This is a genomic window from Algoriphagus sediminis, from assembly GCF_030403435.1.
Lineage (GTDB): Bacteria > Bacteroidota > Bacteroidia > Cytophagales > Cyclobacteriaceae > Algoriphagus > Algoriphagus sediminis.
Map to the genome: position 1 here is coordinate 51367 of NZ_JAUEPH010000008.1, position 20648 is coordinate 72014.

Here is a 20648-nt window from a genome sequence, read left to right on the forward strand (position 1 = left end):
AAATGTGCAAATCGCACGATTTAAATTGAAAAACAATGGGTAATTCGAAAGTCAAAGAGTTTTTTAAACTAGGGGAGGTAGGGAGCTATTTTATCAATGTTTTCAAAAAGCCAGACCCAAATAAGAAAACCAATTTCAATCTGAGAATGATGCATGGAATCAATAAGATTTCCATAATCATTTTCCTGTTTGCCATTATCGTATGGACGATTAAGCGGTTGATGTAATTCTTTTGCTCATCGCTTCTGGATATTTGAGTTAAGGGTTTAAACTTTTTAAAGCATTCCTTACCTTAGGAAATACACACTTTTTATGACCCTTTCCTATTTACGTGATTATTGTCTGGCAAAACCCGGAACTACCGAGGACACTCCTTTTGATGAAGTGACTCTTTGCTTTAGAGTAGGAGGAAAGATTTTTGCCATTACTAGTCTGGATATTTTTGACTTCATTAATCTTAAATGTGATCCTGAGAAAGCCATTGAGCTAAGAGAAAAACATGAAGGAATTACTCCTGGGTATCATATGAATAAGAAAAACTGGAACTCAGTCTCAGTAGAAGGGAACGTTCCTGATCCCTTGATTTTAGAGCTGGTGGATCATTCTTATGATCTTATTTTGAAAAGCCTTCCAAAGAAAATTCAATCAAAAATTACCTCATGAGCTATTTTTCGATTAGGTCAGTATCAAAGACCTACGGTAACCAAAAAGCTCTGAAATCCTTTTCTACAGAACTTAAGAAGGGTGATATTTTAGCTATAGTTGGAGAGAGCGGGTCCGGGAAAAGTACTCTTTTAAGGATCATGGCAGGACTTGAAGTTCAGACTTCAGGTGAGGTTTGGCTTGGTGACAAAAAGATTGAAAACCCAAAAGAGAAGCTCGTCGCTGGATACGATGAAATAAAGCTAATCCATCAGGATTACGCTCTTTTTCCAAATAGTACAGTGGAGGAAAATATCTCCAGGCCACTCTTAAGCTTTGATGAGAAATACACCAGAAATAGGGTAGAAGAGCTCATTTCCTTGTTGCGACTGGGAGAGCTCAGGGACAAGCTACCAAGGCAGCTCTCAGGTGGGCAGCAGCAAAAGGTGGCTATCGCCAAAGCAATGAGTGTAGAGCCTGAAATCCTGCTTTTGGATGAGCCATTCAGTAGTTTGGATTCCATCCAAACCCGGAATATCATGGATGAACTGAAGGAGGTTTTTACCGCACTTGGAACCACCGTTATTCTGGTTACGCATGACCTCGATGATGCACTTAGACTAACTGATGATCTATTGATTTTAAAGAATGGGAAGATTATTCAGAGAGGAAATTCCAAGGATCTTTGCCTGAGCCCAAAGAGTAAATATGTGGCTGAGTTATTTTCATCAATCAACAGAATTAAGACCAAGGGGCAGGACTACATTCGTCCGGTAGATGTCAAGCTCAGAACTAGGAATGGAATTCTGGCTCATGTCACCGATGTTATATTTTTATTGCATTTCAACTCCCTAAAGGTCAAAATCAAGGAGACCGGGGAAATTTGGGAAGTGGATGATCCGGATAGGAAATACCAAAAAGGAGATCGTGTCTATCTAACCTGGGAGCAGGGTAAAGTCCTTAGCCTTAAATCTTGAGGGTTTTGAATTTGATTAGACTAGTCTACGCCTTCTACCAAACCACTTTGCTTTTCGGCTTCACTGGCATTTCTAACACTTAGGATTTTACCATCGAAGTGCAGATCAAAACCTACTAGCGCATGGTTAAAGTCCAGAATTAGATTGTCTCCCTGAATTTTAAGAATCTTTGCCTGCATAGGCTGCTGATTTTCATCCATCAGGGGAAGGAAATTACCTTCCTGGATCATTTCTTCAGTAAAGCCATTTTGCTTGGAAAATTGACTTTTAGGCAAGGTCAGAATCAGCTCCTCATCAGCTTCACCGTATGCATTTTCTTTTTCCAGGACGAATGAAAATTCATCATTGATTTCTTTTCCTGATAAGATTTCCTCAAATTTTTCAGGAAGACCACTTTTTCCGAATACAAAATAAAATGGATCATTCTCATCTCGTACTTCTACGCTGAAGGGGACGGACTCAATATCATCCTCATCTTTGCTCACCTTCAGCTCAAAGGCAATCCCTATCACTTTATTCTCTTCGACTTTCATTGGTTTAATTGAATATTTTATGTCTTAATCGTATTCGGACTCTCTCTTTTAATACTTTCCATTTGCTCAGAGGCTTGGTTTTATAAAGGTTTTTAGCAGACCGGAAAACAAAATATTGATAGTCCTTCTCCTCGTAAAAAATGGAGTAAGTTTCCATTTTTTCAAGGTAAAAACCAGCGGTAGTTATGCTTTTGATTAAATCCCCAGAATCTAAAGGCTGATCAATAACCTGTAGTTTTTGGGGTTCATTTCTAATCATCCACTCTAAAAATCTGGGTGCGGGAATATGTACAAAAATAGCTGAATCTTCATGAGCATGTTTTCTCACGGTGCGAAAAAGGGGAGGATGTTGATCTATAGGAATATGCTCCAATACGTCTGGAAAAACAAAGAAATCGAACTGCTCATTCCTCTCAAAATCCTTCATGTCTGAAACTGCGAATTCAAGATTTTTCTGTTCTTTCCAAAGACCTTGAGCCTTCTTTATACTTTCCGGAGAGATATCCACGGCAAGCACTTTTCCCCTTTTGACATAGGAAGCCAATAGATGAGAAACTGTCCCAATTCCACATCCAACCTCCAGAATTTTATGATTTTCTTTTAATCCAGCATCGACAAGTTTATCCAGAATCTGCAGATGTCTGGAATTGATTCCAGTGACCTCTTGCTGCTCGGCAAACTGATCATAATAGCTGATTATTTTATCCTTTGACTCTTCCATTTGAATTATTAAATGTGAAGAATAAACCTGCCCCTAAAGCCAATACAATCAAATACTGAAAGATGACCATTGGGGTTTTGGTGGCAGTATAGGAGGTGGGGGAGAATTTAAACTCTACCTCGTGATTCCCCGCAGGAACCATCAGTCCCCTTAGGAGATAATTAGTACGGATAATCTCAGCTTCATCTCCGTCAATAGTGGCTGTCCAGCCAACAGGATAGAATATTTCAGAAAACACGACAAGCCCCTCTTCTTGCATACTGATAGTATATACAAGTCGATTCGGTTCATAAGATACTAATTCCGCCATTCCAGAGCCGGCTTTTATCCCTGGGTATTCCTCTGAATTAACGGTGGCGGTTTCAGCTACTTCGATTTCTCCGATAGACTGAATTTCTTCTTCATTGCTACCTACCGCTATTATCCTTTCAGGTACCCAGACGGGTCCATTTGCCTCCGGATTCTCGAAAACTGCATTTGCCGCATTCCCTGCCATGATGTATTTGGTATTGAGCATATTCAGAGAGTTCAGACCCGCATAATCGAATTCCCCTTCCTGAGCTTTAGAGATAAATTTCGAAAGTTCAGGGTTAATTCTGAAATCTATCAAATCCTGAAAACGGCGCATTTTGGCGCCATGATATCCTCCAATGGCGTGAAATCGATAGGATGCTCTTCCCGCCTGGGTGATTCCTTCATTTAAATCGATCACTCTGAAATATGAATTATCTTTTGAGATCTCCGCATCAGCAGGAGTTTCAGAAAAGTAGGATTCGGAAGGACTTTCCTGAAAGCTATTGTCATTTAAATAAGGTCGGTTAATGGTCCAAAGGTCAATCAAAACCAAGGCAAAAAGTCCCAAACCAAGAACCAAATCATTGATTTTGCCTTTCATGGCAAAGTAGATTAGGCCTGCGGCCAAAGCCACAAATCCCAGACTTCTCCATGCACTAGTTTGCAACATGGATTTTCTATCTTCTCTAAGGGCATCCACCAGCCAGTCAGGAAGCCCTTGATCAGCCATCCCGGTAAATCTGAAAATACCTGCTCCAAGTCCGAAAATCAATATCAATCCAGCAACGGATCCAGCTGCGATGAGGAAATCCTTGAGTTTATTTTCCTGAATAGTCTTTTCCAAAGCGATCATCCCAAGTACTGGTATGGCAAAAAGCGTCATTCCTAAAGCCATTGAAACAGCCCTGAATTTATTGTATGCAGGTAGATAGTCGAAGAGAAGGTAGTTGACAGAGCTTAGGTTTTTTCCCCAGGAAAGGACCAATGAAATCACAATAATACTCCCAAAGGTGATTAGCGTCTCCTTAGGTGCTGCCCAGATTCCGAGGAAGGCAAGAAAAACCAGAATCACTCCTCCGTAAATAGGGCCTCCAGTGAAAGGTTGATCTCCCCAATAAGTAGGAGCATTTTGCACATATGCAGCAATTTGACCGGGATCGGCTCCATTAGCTCGTAGGGCTTTTTCTAATTCCGAATCATCTCCCAAAGGGGTATTGGACCCACCACCGTAAAAGTCTGGAATCAAGAGTGTGAATGACTCCATGATTCCATTGGACCAGCCGAAGGCATATTCTTTATCCAAGCCTTCCGATTTGCTCTCGATTGTGGCGGCGCCTCTTGTGGAATAGGTGGAGTATTCTAGTGCGGTTGCAAGTCGTCCAATATTTGAACCCAATGCAAAAACACCCCCAATCAAAAGAAATGCAGCTGTTTTCGCCAAAGAAGGTAATCCCTCCTTTCTCCATAAAAATGCTATCTGAACACCAGAATAAATGATGCAAATGATAAGGGTGTAGTAGGTAATTTGAACATGATTAAACTTCAGTTGAAGCATTAGCCCTAGGGCCAAAATCGCAGCTCCCAAGAGCCGTTTGTTTTTGAAAGTTAGGTGAATACCAGTTAGAATAATTGGAATAAGACAAACTGCCCAAATTTTTGCATTATGACCTGCTGCGAGGCTTAGGAAATTATATGAATTGAAAACAAAGGCAACACTTCCGACAGCCGAAAAAGCTGGCCTCACCCCAAAGGTCAACAGCAAAATGTACATGCTGACCATTCCCAAAAACAGTCCATTAATTGGGTGCGGTAGCCCGAGAGTTAGAATGGATACCAGAAGATTTGTAATGTCTCCTGGAAATTCCATGCTCACAAAATAACCAGGCATTCCACCAAACATGCTATTGGTCCAAAGGGCTTCTTCCCCGGTAGCCTCGCGAAAATCCATGATTTCTTTGGCCGTTGCTTCCCATTTAAGGATATCCCCCTGAAAGATCACCATGCCTTCGAAAACCACAGGAGAAAAATAGGCTACGATCAAAACATAAAAAACAGCTACACTAAGGATATGTGGGAGCCAGTCTTTCTTAAAATCCAGGGTCATAAATTAATTTTTTCAGGATGATTTTTTTGCCTTGCGCAAATTAGGAATTAAAACCCAAACCTCATGAAAAAATGGGTATCGTGGCTTGTTTTACATGCTTTCAGACTTTCTATCTGGCTTTAAAATCCTTACTTTTGCACCAAATATTTGCAGAGAGCATGTTTGATAATTTAAGTGTAAAACTAGACCGCGCATTCAAGACCCTTAAAGGAACTGGGAAAATCACCGAAATCAATGTGGCTACCACAGCCAAGGAAATTCGGAGAGCCCTTATTGATGCGGACGTTAACTATAAAGTCGCCAAAGAAGTAACCGATAGAATCAGAACGGAGGCCCTTGGTCGAGATGTTTTGATATCAGTTTCTCCGGGACAGCTTTTGGTGAAAATCACCCAGGAAGAGCTTACCAAGTTGATGGGTGGCACCAAAGTAGATCTGAATATTTCCGGTGACCCAGGAGTAATTTTGATATCAGGTCTGCAAGGTTCTGGTAAGACCACCTTCACCGGAAAGTTAGGAAACTTGTTGAAAAAGCAGGGTCGACAGGTTCTTTTAGTCGCTTGTGATATATACCGTCCAGCTGCGATTGACCAGCTTAAGGTGCTTGGGGAGCAAGTAGGTATTGAGGTTTATGCTGAGCCTGATAATAAGAACGCCCTTCAAATAGCAAATAATGCCATCGCTTACGCCAAGAAGACAGGCAAAAAGACCGTAATCGTCGATACCGCTGGTCGCCTTGCAGTGGATGAGCAAATGATGAATGAGATTGCGGAGCTCAAAGATGCTCTTAATCCTTCAGAAACACTTTTTGTCGTAGACTCGATGACAGGTCAGGATGCGGTGAATACCGCAAAGACTTTTGATGAGCGATTAGATTTTAATGGGGTAGTTCTAACCAAACTAGATGGCGATACGCGAGGTGGTGCTGCTATTTCCATTCGTCATGTAGTGGAGAAACCTATCAAATTCATCTCCACCGGGGAGAAAATGGAAGATTTGGATGTTTTCCATCCAGATAGAATGGCGCAAAGAATCCTTGGAATGGGGGATGTGATCTCTCTTGTAGAGAGGGCTCAGCAATCCTTCGATGAGGATGAAGCCAAACGAATCAATGCCAAGATTCGTCAGAATAATTTCAACTTCGACGATTTTCTTTCTCAGCTTGAACAGGTGAAAAAGATGGGTAATCTTAAGGACCTTATGGGTATGATCCCTGGAATGGGTAAGGCTATGAAAGGTTTGGATATCGATGACGATTCCTTTAAGCCTATCGAAGCGATTATCCGAAGTATGACCCCCGCCGAAAGAGCGAATCCTAATTTGATTGATGGGAGCCGTAGAAAAAGACTTGCTGCCGGATCAGGTAGGACAATTACTGAGGTAAATAACCTGATGAAGCAATTTGCAGACATGCGCAAGATGATGAAGCAAATGAATAAAATGGGCGGAGCAAAAGCAGCTATGGGTAAAATGCTGCCTGGAATGGGAAGGAGATAAACCCTATTTAGAAATAAGAAATAGTAATTAAGAATTAGAAAAGGTAAGGCCCGGTCAGAAATGATCGGGCTTTTTAGTTCATCCAGCGACTCATAAAATCCAGAAAACCTTCCTTGTAGTTTTCTCCCACAGTAATGGAGTTTTTTCCGATGTTGACCACATTTTTTGAAACGGAGTCGATATGGTCCAGTGAGATAATATAGGAGCGGTGCACCCTCATGAATTTATTTGAAGGGAGTAATTCTTCCATACTTTTTAAGCTCATCAGTGACAAAAGTGGACTGGCTTTAGACTCTAAATGAACCTTCACGTAGTCCTTATAAGCTTCTACATGCGTAATATCAGCGAGCATTACCTTCACCAGCTGATATTCTACCTTAAGAAAAATATAGTCCGGGTCTTTAGCCTGGTTGGGCTGCTTTGTGGATACCTCAGAAGTTTTCTCAAAATAGTTTAAGGCTTTAGTTACAGCATTCAAAAAGTCCTCATAGCTATACGGCTTCAGAAGATAATCCAGTGCTTCCACCTTGTAGCCTTCGATTGCGAATTGATTGTAAGCTGTCGCAAAAATAATTCGAGTATTAGAAGAGTCCTTTTTTCCATCCAAAACTCTAGCTAGCTCCATACCTGAAAGATCAGGCATCTGAATGTCCATGATTACGAGCTGCACATCATTTGCATTGATAAATGAAAGTGCCTCTACTGCACTTGTAAATTTTCCAACCAGATTTAGAAAAGAAGTCTGCTCTACAAATTTAACTACCAAGTCAAGAGCAAGCGGTTCATCATCGATGGCTACACAGCTGAGTCTCATTCCAATGAAATAGTGAGGTTCACCCAATACTCATTATTGGCCTCGTCTTCTCCAAATTTTATTTTATGTTTTTTTGGGTAAAGCAAATCCAGCCTCCTTCGTGTATTTACGAGCCCGATGCCATTTTCTTGAGCTTCTGGACTTTCTGGATTCAATGGGAAAATTTGATTTCTGGTCTCGAAGAATAATGTTTTTCCCATCATCTCAAGCTTGATCAAAATTTCGCTTTCCTTTTGACCACTGACTCCATGTTTGAAGCAATTCTCCAAGAATGGAAGAAGAAGCATAGGTGCGATGAGTAAATCTTCTCTCGGTTCTTCCATTTCGACTTTCAGCTTTACTTTTGGCGAAAGCCTCATTTTCATCAATTCCACATAATCATTGATAAAGCCTATTTCTTTCTGGATGGAAGTAAGGTCTTTTTGATTTTCATAAAGGACATACCTCATCATTCTAGACAGCTTCAATAAGGCTTCCTGAGCCTTGGACACATCCAAGTTGGTGAGTGAATAAATATTATTCAGAGTGTTGAAAAAGAAATGAGGATTGATCTGCGCCTTTAAATAAGAGAGTTCGGTTTTGATTCTCTGACGATCCAATTCTATACGAAGTGCTTCATCTTTTTGCCATTTCTGAACTGATGCCACTGAGGTGCTCACTCCTATAGATAGTAAATACAGAAGGATATAAAATATATCCCCAAAAATCCATCTACCTCTGGGCTGATATTCTTCACTTGGATTAAATGCCTTAAACATAAGCTCGGGCAAGTGGACCAAGTTTTCAAAGGTGATCAGCAGACCGAGGAAAAGCACTCCTCCGATCAAAACGGTAATTAGGTAAATCCCCAGTTTTTTTTGGAGAAGAATCCTGGGGACCATAAAGAGCATGTTGGCATAGAAAATCAGGGACAGCAAAAAGGCTAGGAATAACTGTTTGTACCAAAACGCCATTGGTAAATCCACCCGGTAAGATAGTGGCAATAATAAAAGAAGTACGGTACTTAATGTTGCCCACCCTAGGATATGAACAAGTACGGAAACCCTTTTTTGTGAATTGATTTGTTCCATTGGTTGTCTTTCCAACTCGAAAGTAGGGTATTTGTGATCTTTTACATACAGTAAATCGTCAAAACCTCCAATTCCCTCTACAAAGGGCAATTCTGAATCGATGGAAAGGTTGATAAGAACCAATTTACCTTTTATCCTTTAAAACAGGGGTTTGGTCGAGTAATATCGGGCTGTGGTCTATTATCCCGCCAATACCTAAACTAAGACATCTCTTAGATGGTCTTAGTGTTAGATATTTGTCCCAGGAAATAGATTAAACCATGAAAAAATTATTTAGTATTATCATACTTTTGACTATCACCACTTGGTCTGAAGTTTTTGCGCAAGAAGTGAATGTGGAGGATCTTCCGATCCGAATAGTGGGTGTAGCTGTGACTGGAGATGCTGAAGAGCCAGTACCTTATGCCACTGCTGCCTTGGTAAACCCTGAAGATGGAACCACAATAGCTGGAGCTGTAGCGGATGGAGATGGAAAATTTTTTATTGCCGGTATTGATAAAGTTGGTACTTACAATTTACTTCTCTCTTTCATTGGATTTGAAGCACGATCAGTAAAAGGAATTGAGGTTACTTCTCTTAAGGGTGAAATTAACCTCGGTAATATCCGAATGGAAGACGAAGGTGTTGCATTGGATGAAGTCACCGTTCAGGGGCAAAGAGAGCTTATCGAAGAGCGTGTAGATCGCACCATCTATAAAGCGGAGAATGATAAAACTACAGCTGGTGGGGATGCGACAGACGTTCTTAGGAGAGTGCCCATGCTTTCTGTTGATCTAGATGGAAATGTTTCTATGCGCGGAAGCAGTAATATCCAGGTACTGATTGATAACCGACCTTCTGCCATTGCAGCGAGTAGTATAGCCGATGCATTGAGCCAAATTCCTGCAGAAGAAATTAAAGCTGTTGAAGTGATTACTTCGCCATCGGCACGATTTGATGCAGAGGGTACTAGCGGTGTGATTAACATAGTCACTAAGAAAAATAACCTGACCGGTATGTCATTAAACGTAAGAAGTGGAGCGGGTTTACGTGGGTCAAACTTAAGTTTAAATGGATCTGCCAGAACCAAGAAATTGGGCTTCTCCGTGGGTGGTTTCGGTAGAGCAGGATATAATATACTTGGCCGATTCGAAAATGAGCAGTTGATCACTAACCCTGACAACACCACTTCTCGAATTTTGCAGTCTGCAGACACCAAGTCTAACCGTCTATTCGGTAGATATAACTTTGGTGTTGACTATGATATTGATAAATACAATTTCTTGACTGGAGCAGTGAATTTCGGAATTAGAAATTCAAATAACTTCCAGGAGAACTTCCTAACTCAAAATTTCTCAGGCGAGCAACTTATCCGTGAGCAGTTGAGAGAAACGGATGTAGCGGATAAGTCCAATACTGTGGACGTAAGTGTTAACTACACCAGAACATATGAGGAGAAGGGTAAGGAATTCAGTATCCTGACTTTGTATTCTCAGAACACTAGAGAAAATTCATTCACTAACCTCCTTTTTGAGGACGATTTTGAAACTATCAATTCTAGAATTAGAAATGACAACCCAAGCAGAAATCAGGAATTTACTGCACAATTGGATTTTGTCGACCCAATGGGAAAAGATGGTGAGGCTATTTTGGAATATGGTGCAAAGAATATTTTGAGAAGAGCGTTTTCTGACTTCGCATATTTTGAAGCCGAAGGTGAAGATGGAGAATTCATTGAAAATGAAAATCCTAACCTGAACAACGAACTCACTTACGATCAGAATGTAACAGCAGGTTATGCATCGTATACATTTAAATTTTTGAAGGATTACACGCTGAAGACTGGATTGCGATATGAGTACACTATGATTAATGCAGATTTCCAGACCGAACTTGAAGCTGATATTCCCTCATATGGAACTTTGGTACCGAGCATCAATGCCAGCCGAAGAATGAGTAACGGCAATCTGATTAAGGCTGCTTATAACAGACGAATTTCGAGACCATCTTTGAGGTTTATTAATCCAAACATTGATGCTTCAAACCCAAATCAAATTTCTCAAGGTAATCCACTCCTTGACCCAGAGCTTACTGACAACTACGAATTGAGCTATAGTACCTTCTTCAAGGGTGCTATCCTTAACTTCTCATCTTTCTATAGAAATACAACTGGGTCTATTCAGGCAGTGAGGACTATTCGCGATGACGATGTAATTTTCACCACGTACGAGAATATCGGTCAAGAGCAAGCGATAGGTACTAGTTTCTTTACCAATATCACTGTGGGAAGTAAGTTGTCCTTCAATGGTGGATTTGACGTCTATTACGCCATGCTAGATAATGGCCTTAGTGATCCGGATTTAGCGGCTCAAAACGAAGGCTTTGTAGTCTCTGGTAGAATGTTTGGTAATTATACGCTTCCTAAAGATTGGCAAGTACAGCTCTTCACTTTCGCGAGAGGTAGAAGAGTTCAGCTTCAGGGACTTTCAGGAGGATTTGCAGTATATGGTTTGAGTATCAACAAGCAGTTCCAAGAGAAACGAGGAAGCATTGGGTTTGGAGCAGAGAATTTTCTTTCTAAAGAATTCGTAATTCGTAATGAGCTTGCCACACCAACGATTATGCAGAATAGTACTTCTGCCTTACAGAACATGAATTTTAAAATCAACTTCAGCTACAGAATCGGAAAGCTTTCAATGGATGACCGTCCGAGAAGAAGAAGAAAGTCTGTAAATAATGATGATTTAAAAGGTGGAGAATCAAATGACCAGGGAATGGGTCAAGGCAATAATTAAAAAAGAAGGGCTCCGAAACTTTCGGAGCCCATTTTCACTTATAACATAATAGATAGATAGATTGAGTAACAAAAAACCTTGGCTTTATAAGTCAAGGCTTTTTTTTGTATTCAAGTAGATTATTTTTTATAAGTGACACTCTTTACTGCATCAATTGTTCTCTTCACATTTGGGATAGTAGCCTCAATGTAAGTAGGTGAATAGCTCAAAGGCACATCCATACTATTTACCCTTACTACTGGGGCATCAAGGTAATCAAAAGCATGTCTTTGAAGATGGTATGCTATCTCAGATGAAAGCGCTGCGATAGGGTTTGCTTCTTCTACCACTACAGCGCGATTCGTTTTTTTCAAAGATTCAACACATGCGGCATAATCTATAGGGCGCACTGTTCTGAGATCAATAACTTCTGCTTCAATTCCTTCTTTGGCAAGCTCTTCAGCAGCCTCATTTGCTACCTTCATCATTTTTCCGAAGGAGATGAGAGTTACGTCATCGCCTTTTCGTACTACATCAGCAACACCAATAGGCAAAAGATATTCGCCCTCAGGCACCGGACCTTTGTCAGAATACATCAATTCAGATTCCATGAAAATTATTGGATCTGGGTCGCGTATTGCAGCTTTTAAAAGACCCTTTGCATCCTGTGGATTTGAAGGCACAATTACTTTCAGCCCAGGCGTATTTGCAAACCAGTTTTCGAAATTGGAAGAGTGGGTAGCACCAAGCTGACCAGCATTACCTGTTGGTCCTCTGAAAACCGCGGGAACACTATAAGCTCCACCTGACATCGCGTACATTTTGGCCGCAGAATTGATAAGCTGATCTATAGCAACAAGAGAGAAGTTAAAGGTCATGAATTCAATGATCGGTCTGAGGCCGTTCATAGCAGCACCAACCCCAAGTCCGGCAAAGCCAAGCTCCGAAATAGGTGTGTCATACACACGCTCGGGACCAAACTCATCCAGCATGCCTTGGGATACTTTGTAGGCTCCGTTGTACTCAGCCACTTCTTCACCCATCAAGAAGACGTTTTTGTCACGTCTCATTTCTTCGCTCATGGCCTCTCTGAGGGCTTCTCGAAACTGTAATTCTCTCATCAGATTATTTAAAAATTAGGGTGGTAAAAATAGAAAGGAATTGCCCAAAAGCAAAGTAGGGATATGCTTTCTGGTGGAATTATCCTAAGTAAACACTCTTGGCATTTACAAACTCCAAGATCCCGTTTTTTCCCAGTTCTCTTCCATAGCCTGATTTCTTGACCCCTCCGAAAGGAATTTGTGGATTTGATGCCACTAATGAATTGATAAACATGGCGCCTGTCTCAACTTTTTCTGCTACTTCCAAAGCAAGGTCATGATCCGTGGACCAAACTGATCCTCCTAACCCGAAATCACTTTGATTTGCTATTTCAATGGCTTCATCTTTATCCTTCACTTTAAAAAGAGAAAAGACTGGACCAAAAAGCTCATCTTTTGCAGCCGGTGCATATGGAGGAATGTCAGTCAGTATCGTGGGTTCAAATTTAGCGGAACCCTCTTCTGGTTTTTTTCCGCCAAGCACAACTTTTGCCCCGAGCTTAATGCTTTCCTCTACTTGTTCACCGAGTTCCTGAGCTAAGTCGGGACGAGCCATACAGCCGAAATCTACTCCCTCTTCAAATGGATCGCCTTGCTTAAGTTCATTTATTCCAGCGATGAGCCTTTCCTTAAATTCCTCGAAAATGGAATCCTCGATAATAAACCGCTTAGCCGCAATACAACTCTGCCCAAAATTAATCATCCGAGATTTTATGGCATTGCTCACAGCCAATTCAAGATCCGCGTCTTTTAACACAATAAATGCATCACTTCCGCCTAGTTCCAAAAGAGACTTTTTGATTTCTGAACCGGCAATGGAGGCTACAGATGAACCTGCTTTTTCACTTCCAGTGAGGGATACCGCCTTAATTCTTTTGTCTTTAATCATTTGGCTGGCATCTTTTCCGGAAATAATCAGAGTCCTGAAAACTCCTTCAGGAAATCCAGCTTTCTTAAATAAATCCTCAATTGCCATGGCGCATTGAGGCACATTCGAGGCGTGTTTTAGAAGACCTGTATTTCCTGCCATCAGTGTGGGAGCAGCAAAACGGAAAACCTGCCAGAACGGGAAGTTCCAAGGCATAATCGCAAGAATACAACCTAATGGTTGATGAATGACTTTGGCTTTCTTGCCATCAGGGAGATCAATTTTATCTGCTTGCAAAAACTCCTCTGCATTATCGGCGTAAAATTCGCACACCCAAGCACATTTTTCTATTTCTGCCTTTGACTCTGAGAAAATTTTTCCCATTTCCAAAGAAATTAATTTGGCAAGCTGTTCAGATTCATTCCTAAGAAGTGAGGCTAGCTTGCACATGAGTTCGGATTTATTTTGAAAGCTAGTTTCTCTCCAGGATATGAACGTTTCTTGAGAGGCGGAAAGGATCGCTTTGACTTCCTCTTTTGAATGTGATTGAAAGGATTTAAGGGTTTCGCCCGTGAAGGGGTTTATTGAAAGTTGTTCACTCATTTGATAATAGGTTTTCCATTTTTGAGCCAGGAATCCATTCCACCTTCTAAAACAAAGACGTTCGGAAAGCCAAGGTCTTGCATTTGCAGGGTGGCCTTTGAGGCTCTTACTCCGGCTTTACAGACCACGAAATATGTTTTACTTTTATCTAGCTTTTTTATTTCATCCAGAAAGCTATCTCCAAGAAAGTCAGAAAATATTGAGCCTTCTATGTAGCCTTCGGCAATTTCGGGAGGGGTCCGAACATCCAGGATCACATTCTGGGAGCCTGTTTCTTGAATTTTTTCCAATTCGTCAACTGAGACCGTTTTTATTTTTTGGTCCTGAGCTAGGGTTGTGGTTAAACTTAATGTAAAAAGAAACATTACCAAGGAAAGTGAAAGCCACTTTTTAAACGTGGAATTATTCATAATTTCGATTATTTATTATTCCTGAGAATTTAACGTTTTCTGATCAATGTCCACAAAAATTGCACTAATATCCGATAGCCACGGCTACATTGATGATGCTATTTTGAAAAATCTAATGGAGGTGGATGAGATTTGGCATGCTGGGGACATCGGAGATGAAGAAGTGATGAAAAGGATGCCTAAAGGAAAGAAGGTCCGAGCGGTTTTTGGGAACATAGATGATCAGAAAACTGCCCAGAAGTATCCAGAATGGGAAGCTTTCGAGCTAGAGCAGGTGAAGGTTGCGATGACTCATATCGGTGGTAAGCCACCAAGATATTCCAAGGGAATCAAAGCCAAACTGAAGGAGCTACGCCCAAACCTATTCATTTGCGGCCATTCACACATTTGTAAAGTGGAGTTCGATCCTGCATTGAATTGTCTCTACATGAATCCAGGTGCCATAGGCCGGCAAGGATTTCATCAAATTAGAACCATGCTACTCTTTGAGCTGGATTCAGGTGAGGTGAAAAATCTCCGTGTGGTGGAACTCGGTAAAAGAGGGAAATAAAAAAGGCGGCCAAAGGCCGCCTTAAAATGTCTTTTCCTTAAAATTATTTCTTAAAGGACTTTTTAAGCTCTTCTACGTCCACATTCTTAATGACCGGCTTTGCTGAAAGCTGCTTAATTTTAAGAACACGAGCGTTCTGACCTTGTCTCTTTCTTCTAAGTTTTCTTTTTAAAGTAGTTACTGCCATGGTCGTATAATTTTGTGTACTTGCTTCGAATTGAGGTGCAAATGTAGTGAATGGAAATAGAATACCCTATTGATTTATTTAAAAAATGCCATTAATAAGTACTCATCCTGCTAGATTTGTCAATTAATCAATAAATTTGAGCTTTTATCAATCATCCTTTCATGCAAAAACCTTCATTGCCAAAAGGCACGAGAGATTTTAGTCCTGTTCAAATGGCCAGGCGGAATTACATTTTTGGTGTCATCAAAGAGACCTTTGAGCTCTTTGGCTATCAGCAGATAGAAACTCCTTCTATGGAAAACCTGAGTACCCTTACAGGGAAATATGGTGAAGAAGGAGATCAATTGCTCTTTAAAATCCTCAATAGTGGTGATTTTCTAAAGAAAACTACAGCGGATGATTTCGCAGCAGGGGCCAAAGCAATGCTTTCAAAAATTGCCGAAAAGGGACTTCGGTACGATCTCACGGTTCCTTTTGCCAGATTTGTGGTGATGAATAGAAATGACCTGCAATTTCCATTTAAAAGGTATCAGATTCAGCCGGTGTGGAGAGCAGATCGACCTCAAAAGGGTAGATATCGAGAATTTTATCAGTGTGATGCCGATGTGGTGGGGACAGAAAGCCTTTCCTGTGAAGCAGAAATAATTCTGATGATTCGAAGAGTCTTTAAAAGATTAGGGCTTCTGGATTACAGCATAAAGCTAAACAACCGCAAAATCCTGACTGGAATTGCGGAGGTCATGGGGGCAGAAGGAATGGAGGGGCCACTCTGTGTGGCTATTGATAAATTGGATAAAATTGGCTGGTCTAAAGTTCAGGAGGAGCTTCTTCAAAGAGGCTTCGACGATGGAGGTATCCAAAAGCTACAACCCATTATTGACCTAAAGGGTAACATTCCGGAAAAGATAGAATTCCTGAAGGAATTTCTGAAGCAAAGTGAGATTGGCTTAAAAGGATTAAATGAGCTTGAGGGTGTAATTGATACACTCAAACAGATGGGTGAGAATTTAGATTTTGTAGAGTTTGATGTTGTCTTGGCTAGAGGGCTTTCTTATTACACTGGAGCTATATTTGAAGTAAAAGTGAATAATGTATCCATTGGCTCGGTCAGTGGGGGAGGGAGATATGATAATCTTACCGGAGTATTTGGTATGGATGATATTCCAGGAGTAGGTTTTAGCTTTGGTGTGGATCGACTCTATGATGTATTAGAAGAGTTAGATTTATTCCCTGAAGCTGCATTGGAAGGTACTAAAGTTCTGTTGGTACACTTTGATAAAAAAGGTTATGAATATGGTCTAGGGCTTATCACCAAATTCAGAGAAAACGGCATTCGGGCTGAGATTTATCCAGATTCAGTAAAGATCAAAAAGCAGTTTGATTATGCCACAAAAAAACAGATCCCGTTTGTGGCAATCTGTGGGGATAACGAAATCGTATCGAAGACCATTGCTCTCAAGAATTTGGATTCCGGAGAGCAATCATCTTTGACTTTGGCCGAGGCCATTGATAGACTTAATTAAACCACTGAGTGGATACAGTGGATGGGAATCGCTTTGTTTCCCTTTAGCAAAATAAATTCAGTTCCTACTGCCCATACGGTGGTGTGGACCTGATGTATTTTGCCGTCTCTGGTTTCAAAATTAATTCTGACTTTGGTTTGTAATAAGTTCCCTAGAGTTTGGGCCCTATGCAGGTCAGCACTGCGGAGTTTGATTTCTTCTTTAGTCTTCAGGACTTCCTCCTTACAGAACGAAAGATTCGTCACATGCTCCTTTTCAATCACGGCAAGTGTTTTCATTTGTATTTGGTTGATCAGTATTTAAACCGAATGATTGATCGCAGGGTTACTAAAATATTTATATACAACCTATAAAAAATATTTTTACAGAATAATAATTTGATTTTAAGGTAAAAAAAGAAATAAAAGTTTTTTAAACATCATCCTTCTGCTGAATCAATTAATTTATATTTGCCGTAGGCTTAAAGAAAAAATTCATGTTTGATCTAATGGGAATGATGGGCAAGGTTAAAGAGGCCCAGGAGAAAATAAAGGTAGTACAAGCTAATCTTGTCCATGTCACTGCCGAAGGTGAGTCAGGGGCGGGAATGGTGAAGGTGACGGTAAATGGTCACAGGAAAGTACTTACCATTGAAATGGATGACTCTTTAATTAACCCCGATGATAAGGAAATGCTGAGGGATCTGATCGTGGCTGCAACGAACAAAGCAATGGAAGCCATCGAGGTCAAAATCAAGGCAGAAATGAAGTCTGCCACAGACGGAATGCTACCAAATATTCCAGGGATGGATTTAGGTAATATGTTTGGATGAAATCTTGTGCGATAGTCATTCTGAATTTTAATGGAGCAGAGGTTTTACCAAAGTTTTTGTCTTCAGTAGTAAAGGAAAGTCAGAATGACATATGGGTGATCGATAACGCCAGTGAAGACAATTCACTGGAATTTTTGGAATCTGATTACCCACAAATTCAGCTCATTAAACTCGAAAAAAATCTTGGTTTTGCTGGAGGATACAACCGGGGACTAGGTAAACTCAAGGATCTATATGAGTATTATATTTTACTCAATTCAGATGTGGAAGTCACTCCAGAATGGGATCAGCTTCTTTTGACTTGGTTGGATTCCCAACCAAATTATGCCTGTGTTCAACCTAAAATACTTTCCTTTCAGAATAGAGTGTTTTTTGATTATGCTGGTGCTGCTGGGGGATTTCTCGACTTTTTGGGATATCCATATTGCCGAGGAAGAATTTGGGAAACTATAGAAAAGGATACAGGTCAGTATAATCAGGATTTAGAAGTGGATTGGGCGTCGGGGGCATGCATGGCCGTTCGAGCTAACCTATTCCATGACTTAGGAGGCTTTGATGAACAGTTTTTTGCTCACATGGAGGAGATTGATTTATGCTGGAGACTACGTGCTGAAGGATGGAAAGTCGGTTTTCACAGTAGATCTGTGGTCTACCATTTTGGAGGAGCCACACTTTCACGAAGTAGTCCAAGCAAACTTCATTTGAACATTAGAAACAGTTTGTTGATGCTTCACAAAAATCTTAAAAGTGATTTTTGGCTTCGTTTCCTTCCAAAAGCTGCCCTGGAATTTTCAGCTGCCTTGAATTATTTGATTAAAGGGGAAAAAGAATCATCAAAGGCCATAAGGCAGGGGTATTCAGATTTTTTTAAAATGCGAGACAAGAATATTAAAAGCGTAAAAACAAATGCGCCGATAAAATCCACCGGACCAGCTACAGTTATTTTCTGGGATTATTTTATAAGAGGAAGAAAAACCTTCCTGGAACTTTAATCAAAAAGAACAGGATTATTCATTTTTCTGAAATACTTTCGAATCTTCATCATCATCGCCATGCTCACGTACATGATTACCGGGCTTCCGAAAGTGATGAAAGATGCGTAAATGAAAAATAGGCGAATGCTGTCAATTGGAAAGTTAAACTTCTCTCCTAAGCGAGAGCAAACTCCAAAAGCATGTTCTTCAAAGAATAGTTTAAGTTTTTCCATTTTGAAAGTATAATTGGTTGTCAATAAAAAATTTAAAGCATAATACTAAAGATTAATTATGAAAAAGATGATTTTGTTTTTTCTAATCAGTCTTTTTTTTCCTCAGGCATTAAGTGCAAATACAAATTTAATGCCTGAATACGAGTATTTGGAAACTACCGAATTACTTCCGTCAAAATTACAATATCACAGGGATACGGTCAAGTTTGAGGTTTCTGGAAAGATTCCAATCATTTCAGTTCTTTTGCCAAGAAACCCAAAATTGAGGCTGGAATTCAGTTATGGAGATAGTAGGGTGGACTTTGGAGAAATCCCATTGACAAAAACAGTTTCAGATTACTCCTATAAGGAAAGCTTTGAAATTCCTTACGAACCCTGGATGGAAAAGGGACTTTTAAAACTCTTGTTATTTCAAGGAAAGAAAGAAAGTCCTGAACCATATGAGACCAAGATTATAGCCAAAGGTGTAGTCACCACACCACTTCTGGCAAAAGTAGGTAAAGTCCAAGCCAATGAGCCAATCCCAAATGTGGGTCTGTTTATTCCTACAGGACTTTTGGATGTAGATAATTCAAGCACAAGTACTTTTGAGTTTCTTTTTGAAGCAGGGGAGGCTGAGTTTAAATCGGGTTACAAGGGAAATCAAACAGAACTCACCGCACTTCAGGAGTTCTTAATTACCAATCCCTCAATCGAATCCTTTCAAATCACCGGACTACAATCACCTGAGCAAGACGAAGGTAGAAACAGTAAGCTTGGCTTCGAAAGGGCCAAGACTGTTCAGGATTTTTTTCTAGTTAATAGATTTCTACTCGACTCGTCAAAAGTGGAGTTGAAAAGTCGATGGAATGACTGGTTTGATTTCAGGCTACTGCTGAGAGATTATGATAAATTCTCCTCTGGACAGAGAGATGCCTATTACGATATTCTTACTAGTGAAGAGCCCTATGAGACGCAGAGGGAAAAGCTTAGTGAACTCAATGGATTTAGGAATGTAAGTAGGGATTTATACCCAAGGCTAAGAGCTGTCAAGGTTGAATTGAAAGCAAGCCCCGTAGAAGGACTAAATCAAAAGCAAATTGAAATTTTGAAGAGAGTCCTGTCAGGTGAAATCTATAATTCCGAACTAACCGTCACAGATTGGGCTTTGGCGGGAGAAACTGCGCCCAGATTAAGAGATAAGGAAGAGATTTACATTAAAATGACGGAGCTTTTTCGCTCGGCCTTACCATATAATAATCTGGCTGTAGTAAAGATGAGGGAAGCTCAAAGGTCACTAGACCAAAGTTTAAGAGATTCTCTTTTACACAAGGCCATGGTTTTGCTTAGGCAGGCAGAAAGAATTGAATCCAGTCCCTATATCCTTCATAATATTGGCCAGATATTGATTTTGAATGGAGAAAACTGGGAAGCCTATAAGAAACTGTCTGATGCCTCTGTGATGACTAGGAGGAGCGATTTTTTAAAGATTAATGAAAGTCTTCGTGGTGCCTTGGATATTATTAGGGGAGACTATAAGCTTGCCACGCTTCGATTTGAATATGAATACTCCGAGCCGAAGGATTTTTTTAATAAAGGCTTAGCCTATTACATGGCTAAAGATTATGTAAAGGCAACCGAGTTTTTTGAGGAATCGGTATTGGCAGGTCGTGATTATGGATATGGTTTTTATGGATTGGCACTGGTTGCTGCCGCAAGTAATCAAAATGATATCGCCCTTTTAAATCTTAGAAAAGCGATAAGCTCAAACGAAGTAATTTATCAAAAAGCCTTAATCGACCCCACTCTTGAGGAGCTTAGGGACACTCCTGAGTTTTTTGAGCTTTTCAGGATGTCTGCCCAGTAATGGCGCTGATTTTATAAATTTCTACACAAAGGGAAGCCATTTATTATGGAATTATTAGTCTTTATCCCTTTTTACCGAAGATTTGATTGAAGGATTAAATTTTATCAGGAGGTTATTCTAGTTTTAATCTTAAAAAAAT

At 40.3% G+C, this 20648-nt stretch carries 21 protein-coding genes; 10 read left to right on the forward strand and 11 right to left on the reverse strand.

The features are described from left to right. Positions 1–35: 35 nt before the first annotated feature. The 3 genes from QVH07_RS16220 to QVH07_RS16230 all read left to right on the forward strand — a co-directional run bounded on the left by QVH07_RS16220 (position 36) and on the right by QVH07_RS16230 (position 1619). Entirely contained in the window at positions 36–227 is a 192-nt protein-coding gene (locus QVH07_RS16220; RefSeq protein ID WP_290002490.1) for a DUF6728 family protein, read from the forward strand. Positions 228–312: 85 nt separating this feature from the next. Further along, entirely contained in the window at positions 313–663 is a 351-nt protein-coding gene (locus QVH07_RS16225; RefSeq protein ID WP_290002493.1) for an MmcQ/YjbR family DNA-binding protein, read from the forward strand. Continuing rightward, on the forward strand, positions 660–1619 hold the full coding sequence (locus QVH07_RS16230) for an ABC transporter ATP-binding protein (protein WP_290002496.1): 960 nt from the start codon (positions 660–662) through the stop codon (positions 1617–1619). Before QVH07_RS16225 ends, QVH07_RS16230 begins: the two co-directional genes overlap by 4 nt. A gap of 20 nt (positions 1620–1639) precedes the next feature. On the opposite strand, the gene QVH07_RS16235 is transcribed toward QVH07_RS16230, so the two are convergent. Genes QVH07_RS16235 through QVH07_RS16245 form a run of 3 tightly spaced genes read right to left on the reverse strand, consistent with a single transcriptional unit; the run spans position 1640 to position 5271 of the window. Next, the gene (locus tag QVH07_RS16235; RefSeq protein WP_290002499.1) at positions 1640–2152 is read right to left on the reverse strand and encodes an FKBP-type peptidyl-prolyl cis-trans isomerase; all 513 of its coding nucleotides are present in this window, start codon (positions 2150–2152) and stop codon (positions 1640–1642) included. Positions 2153–2156: 4 nt separating this feature from the next. Beyond that, positions 2157–2873 carry an SAM-dependent methyltransferase gene (locus QVH07_RS16240; RefSeq protein WP_290002504.1) on the reverse strand — a complete coding sequence of 239 codons (717 nt, stop codon included), beginning with the start codon at positions 2871–2873 and terminating at the stop codon, positions 2157–2159. Continuing rightward, a complete protein-coding gene (locus tag QVH07_RS16245; protein ID WP_290002507.1) occupies positions 2854–5271 on the reverse strand; it encodes a glycosyltransferase family protein in 2418 nt (805 codons plus the stop codon). Before QVH07_RS16245 ends, QVH07_RS16240 begins: the two co-directional genes overlap by 20 nt. 158 nt (positions 5272–5429) lie before the next feature. Here QVH07_RS16245 and ffh point away from each other — a divergent pair, with 158 nt between their 5' ends. Next, positions 5430–6767: a signal recognition particle protein gene (gene ffh / locus QVH07_RS16250; RefSeq protein ID WP_290002510.1), complete on the forward strand. Its 1338-nt coding sequence runs from the start codon at positions 5430–5432 to the stop codon at positions 6765–6767. A gap of 73 nt (positions 6768–6840) precedes the next feature. Here ffh and QVH07_RS16255 read toward each other — a convergent pair whose 3' ends face one another. Both QVH07_RS16255 and QVH07_RS16260 read right to left on the reverse strand, forming a co-directional pair. Beyond that, positions 6841–7581 (reverse strand): LytR/AlgR family response regulator transcription factor, encoded by a 741-nt coding sequence (locus tag QVH07_RS16255; RefSeq protein ID WP_290002512.1) that lies wholly within the window; start codon positions 7579–7581, stop codon positions 6841–6843. Next, positions 7578–8774: a sensor histidine kinase gene (locus QVH07_RS16260; RefSeq protein ID WP_290002514.1), complete on the reverse strand. Its 1197-nt coding sequence runs from the start codon at positions 8772–8774 to the stop codon at positions 7578–7580. Before QVH07_RS16260 ends, QVH07_RS16255 begins: the two co-directional genes overlap by 4 nt. A gap of 137 nt (positions 8775–8911) precedes the next feature. Between QVH07_RS16260 and QVH07_RS16265 the strand changes: the two genes are divergently transcribed. Then, a complete protein-coding gene (locus QVH07_RS16265) occupies positions 8912–11425 on the forward strand; it encodes a TonB-dependent receptor domain-containing protein (RefSeq protein ID WP_290002515.1) in 2514 nt (837 codons plus the stop codon). A 119-nt stretch (positions 11426–11544) separates the two neighbouring features. On the opposite strand, the gene QVH07_RS16270 is transcribed toward QVH07_RS16265, so the two are convergent. From QVH07_RS16270 to QVH07_RS16280, 3 genes are all read right to left on the reverse strand, one after another. Further along, the gene (locus QVH07_RS16270; protein WP_290002517.1) at positions 11545–12525 is read right to left on the reverse strand and encodes a pyruvate dehydrogenase complex E1 component subunit beta; all 981 of its coding nucleotides are present in this window, start codon (positions 12523–12525) and stop codon (positions 11545–11547) included. A gap of 79 nt (positions 12526–12604) precedes the next feature. Continuing rightward, positions 12605–13975, reverse strand: coding sequence for an NAD-dependent succinate-semialdehyde dehydrogenase (locus tag QVH07_RS16275; protein WP_290002519.1), 1371 nt, complete (start codon positions 13973–13975; stop codon positions 12605–12607). Continuing rightward, on the reverse strand, positions 13972–14385 hold the full coding sequence (locus QVH07_RS16280) for a rhodanese-like domain-containing protein (RefSeq protein WP_290002522.1): 414 nt from the start codon (positions 14383–14385) through the stop codon (positions 13972–13974). Before QVH07_RS16280 ends, QVH07_RS16275 begins: the two co-directional genes overlap by 4 nt. Positions 14386–14431: 46 nt before the next feature. On the opposite strand from QVH07_RS16280, the gene QVH07_RS16285 reads away from it, so the two are divergent. Continuing rightward, positions 14432–14935, forward strand: a complete 504-nt coding sequence (locus QVH07_RS16285; RefSeq protein WP_290002524.1) for a metallophosphoesterase family protein — start codon at positions 14432–14434, stop codon at positions 14933–14935. 43 nt (positions 14936–14978) lie between these two features. Here QVH07_RS16285 and QVH07_RS16290 read toward each other — a convergent pair whose 3' ends face one another. Then, positions 14979–15122 carry a hypothetical protein gene (locus tag QVH07_RS16290; RefSeq protein WP_290002526.1) on the reverse strand — a complete coding sequence of 48 codons (144 nt, stop codon included), beginning with the start codon at positions 15120–15122 and terminating at the stop codon, positions 14979–14981. Positions 15123–15283: 161 nt separating this feature from the next. Between QVH07_RS16290 and hisS the strand changes: the two genes are divergently transcribed. Then, complete coding sequence (gene hisS, locus QVH07_RS16295) at positions 15284–16645, forward strand: histidine--tRNA ligase (protein WP_290002528.1); 1362 nt, start codon at positions 15284–15286, stop codon at positions 16643–16645. On the opposite strand, the gene QVH07_RS16300 is transcribed toward hisS, so the two are convergent. Then, positions 16642–16923 (reverse strand): hypothetical protein, encoded by a 282-nt coding sequence (locus QVH07_RS16300; RefSeq protein WP_290002531.1) that lies wholly within the window; start codon positions 16921–16923, stop codon positions 16642–16644. The two genes, hisS and QVH07_RS16300, sit on opposite strands and share 4 nt — an antisense overlap. Positions 16924–17120: 197 nt before the next feature. Between QVH07_RS16300 and QVH07_RS16305 the strand changes: the two genes are divergently transcribed. Both QVH07_RS16305 and QVH07_RS16310 read left to right on the forward strand, forming a co-directional pair. Then, on the forward strand, positions 17121–17456 hold the full coding sequence (locus tag QVH07_RS16305) for a YbaB/EbfC family nucleoid-associated protein (protein WP_290002534.1): 336 nt from the start codon (positions 17121–17123) through the stop codon (positions 17454–17456). Continuing rightward, positions 17453–18448, forward strand: a complete 996-nt coding sequence (locus QVH07_RS16310; protein WP_290002536.1) for a glycosyltransferase family 2 protein — start codon at positions 17453–17455, stop codon at positions 18446–18448. The genes QVH07_RS16305 and QVH07_RS16310 overlap by 4 nt, the downstream gene beginning before the upstream one ends. Here QVH07_RS16310 and QVH07_RS16315 read toward each other — a convergent pair. Then, positions 18445–18663 carry a PspC domain-containing protein gene (locus QVH07_RS16315; RefSeq protein ID WP_290002538.1) on the reverse strand — a complete coding sequence of 73 codons (219 nt, stop codon included), beginning with the start codon at positions 18661–18663 and terminating at the stop codon, positions 18445–18447. The genes QVH07_RS16310 and QVH07_RS16315 overlap by 4 nt on opposite strands. Positions 18664–18793: 130 nt before the next feature. Here QVH07_RS16315 and QVH07_RS16320 point away from each other — a divergent pair, with 130 nt between their 5' ends. Further along, positions 18794–20509 carry a TPR end-of-group domain-containing protein gene (locus QVH07_RS16320; RefSeq protein WP_290002541.1) on the forward strand — a complete coding sequence of 572 codons (1716 nt, stop codon included), beginning with the start codon at positions 18794–18796 and terminating at the stop codon, positions 20507–20509. Positions 20510–20648: the final 139 nt, after the last annotated feature.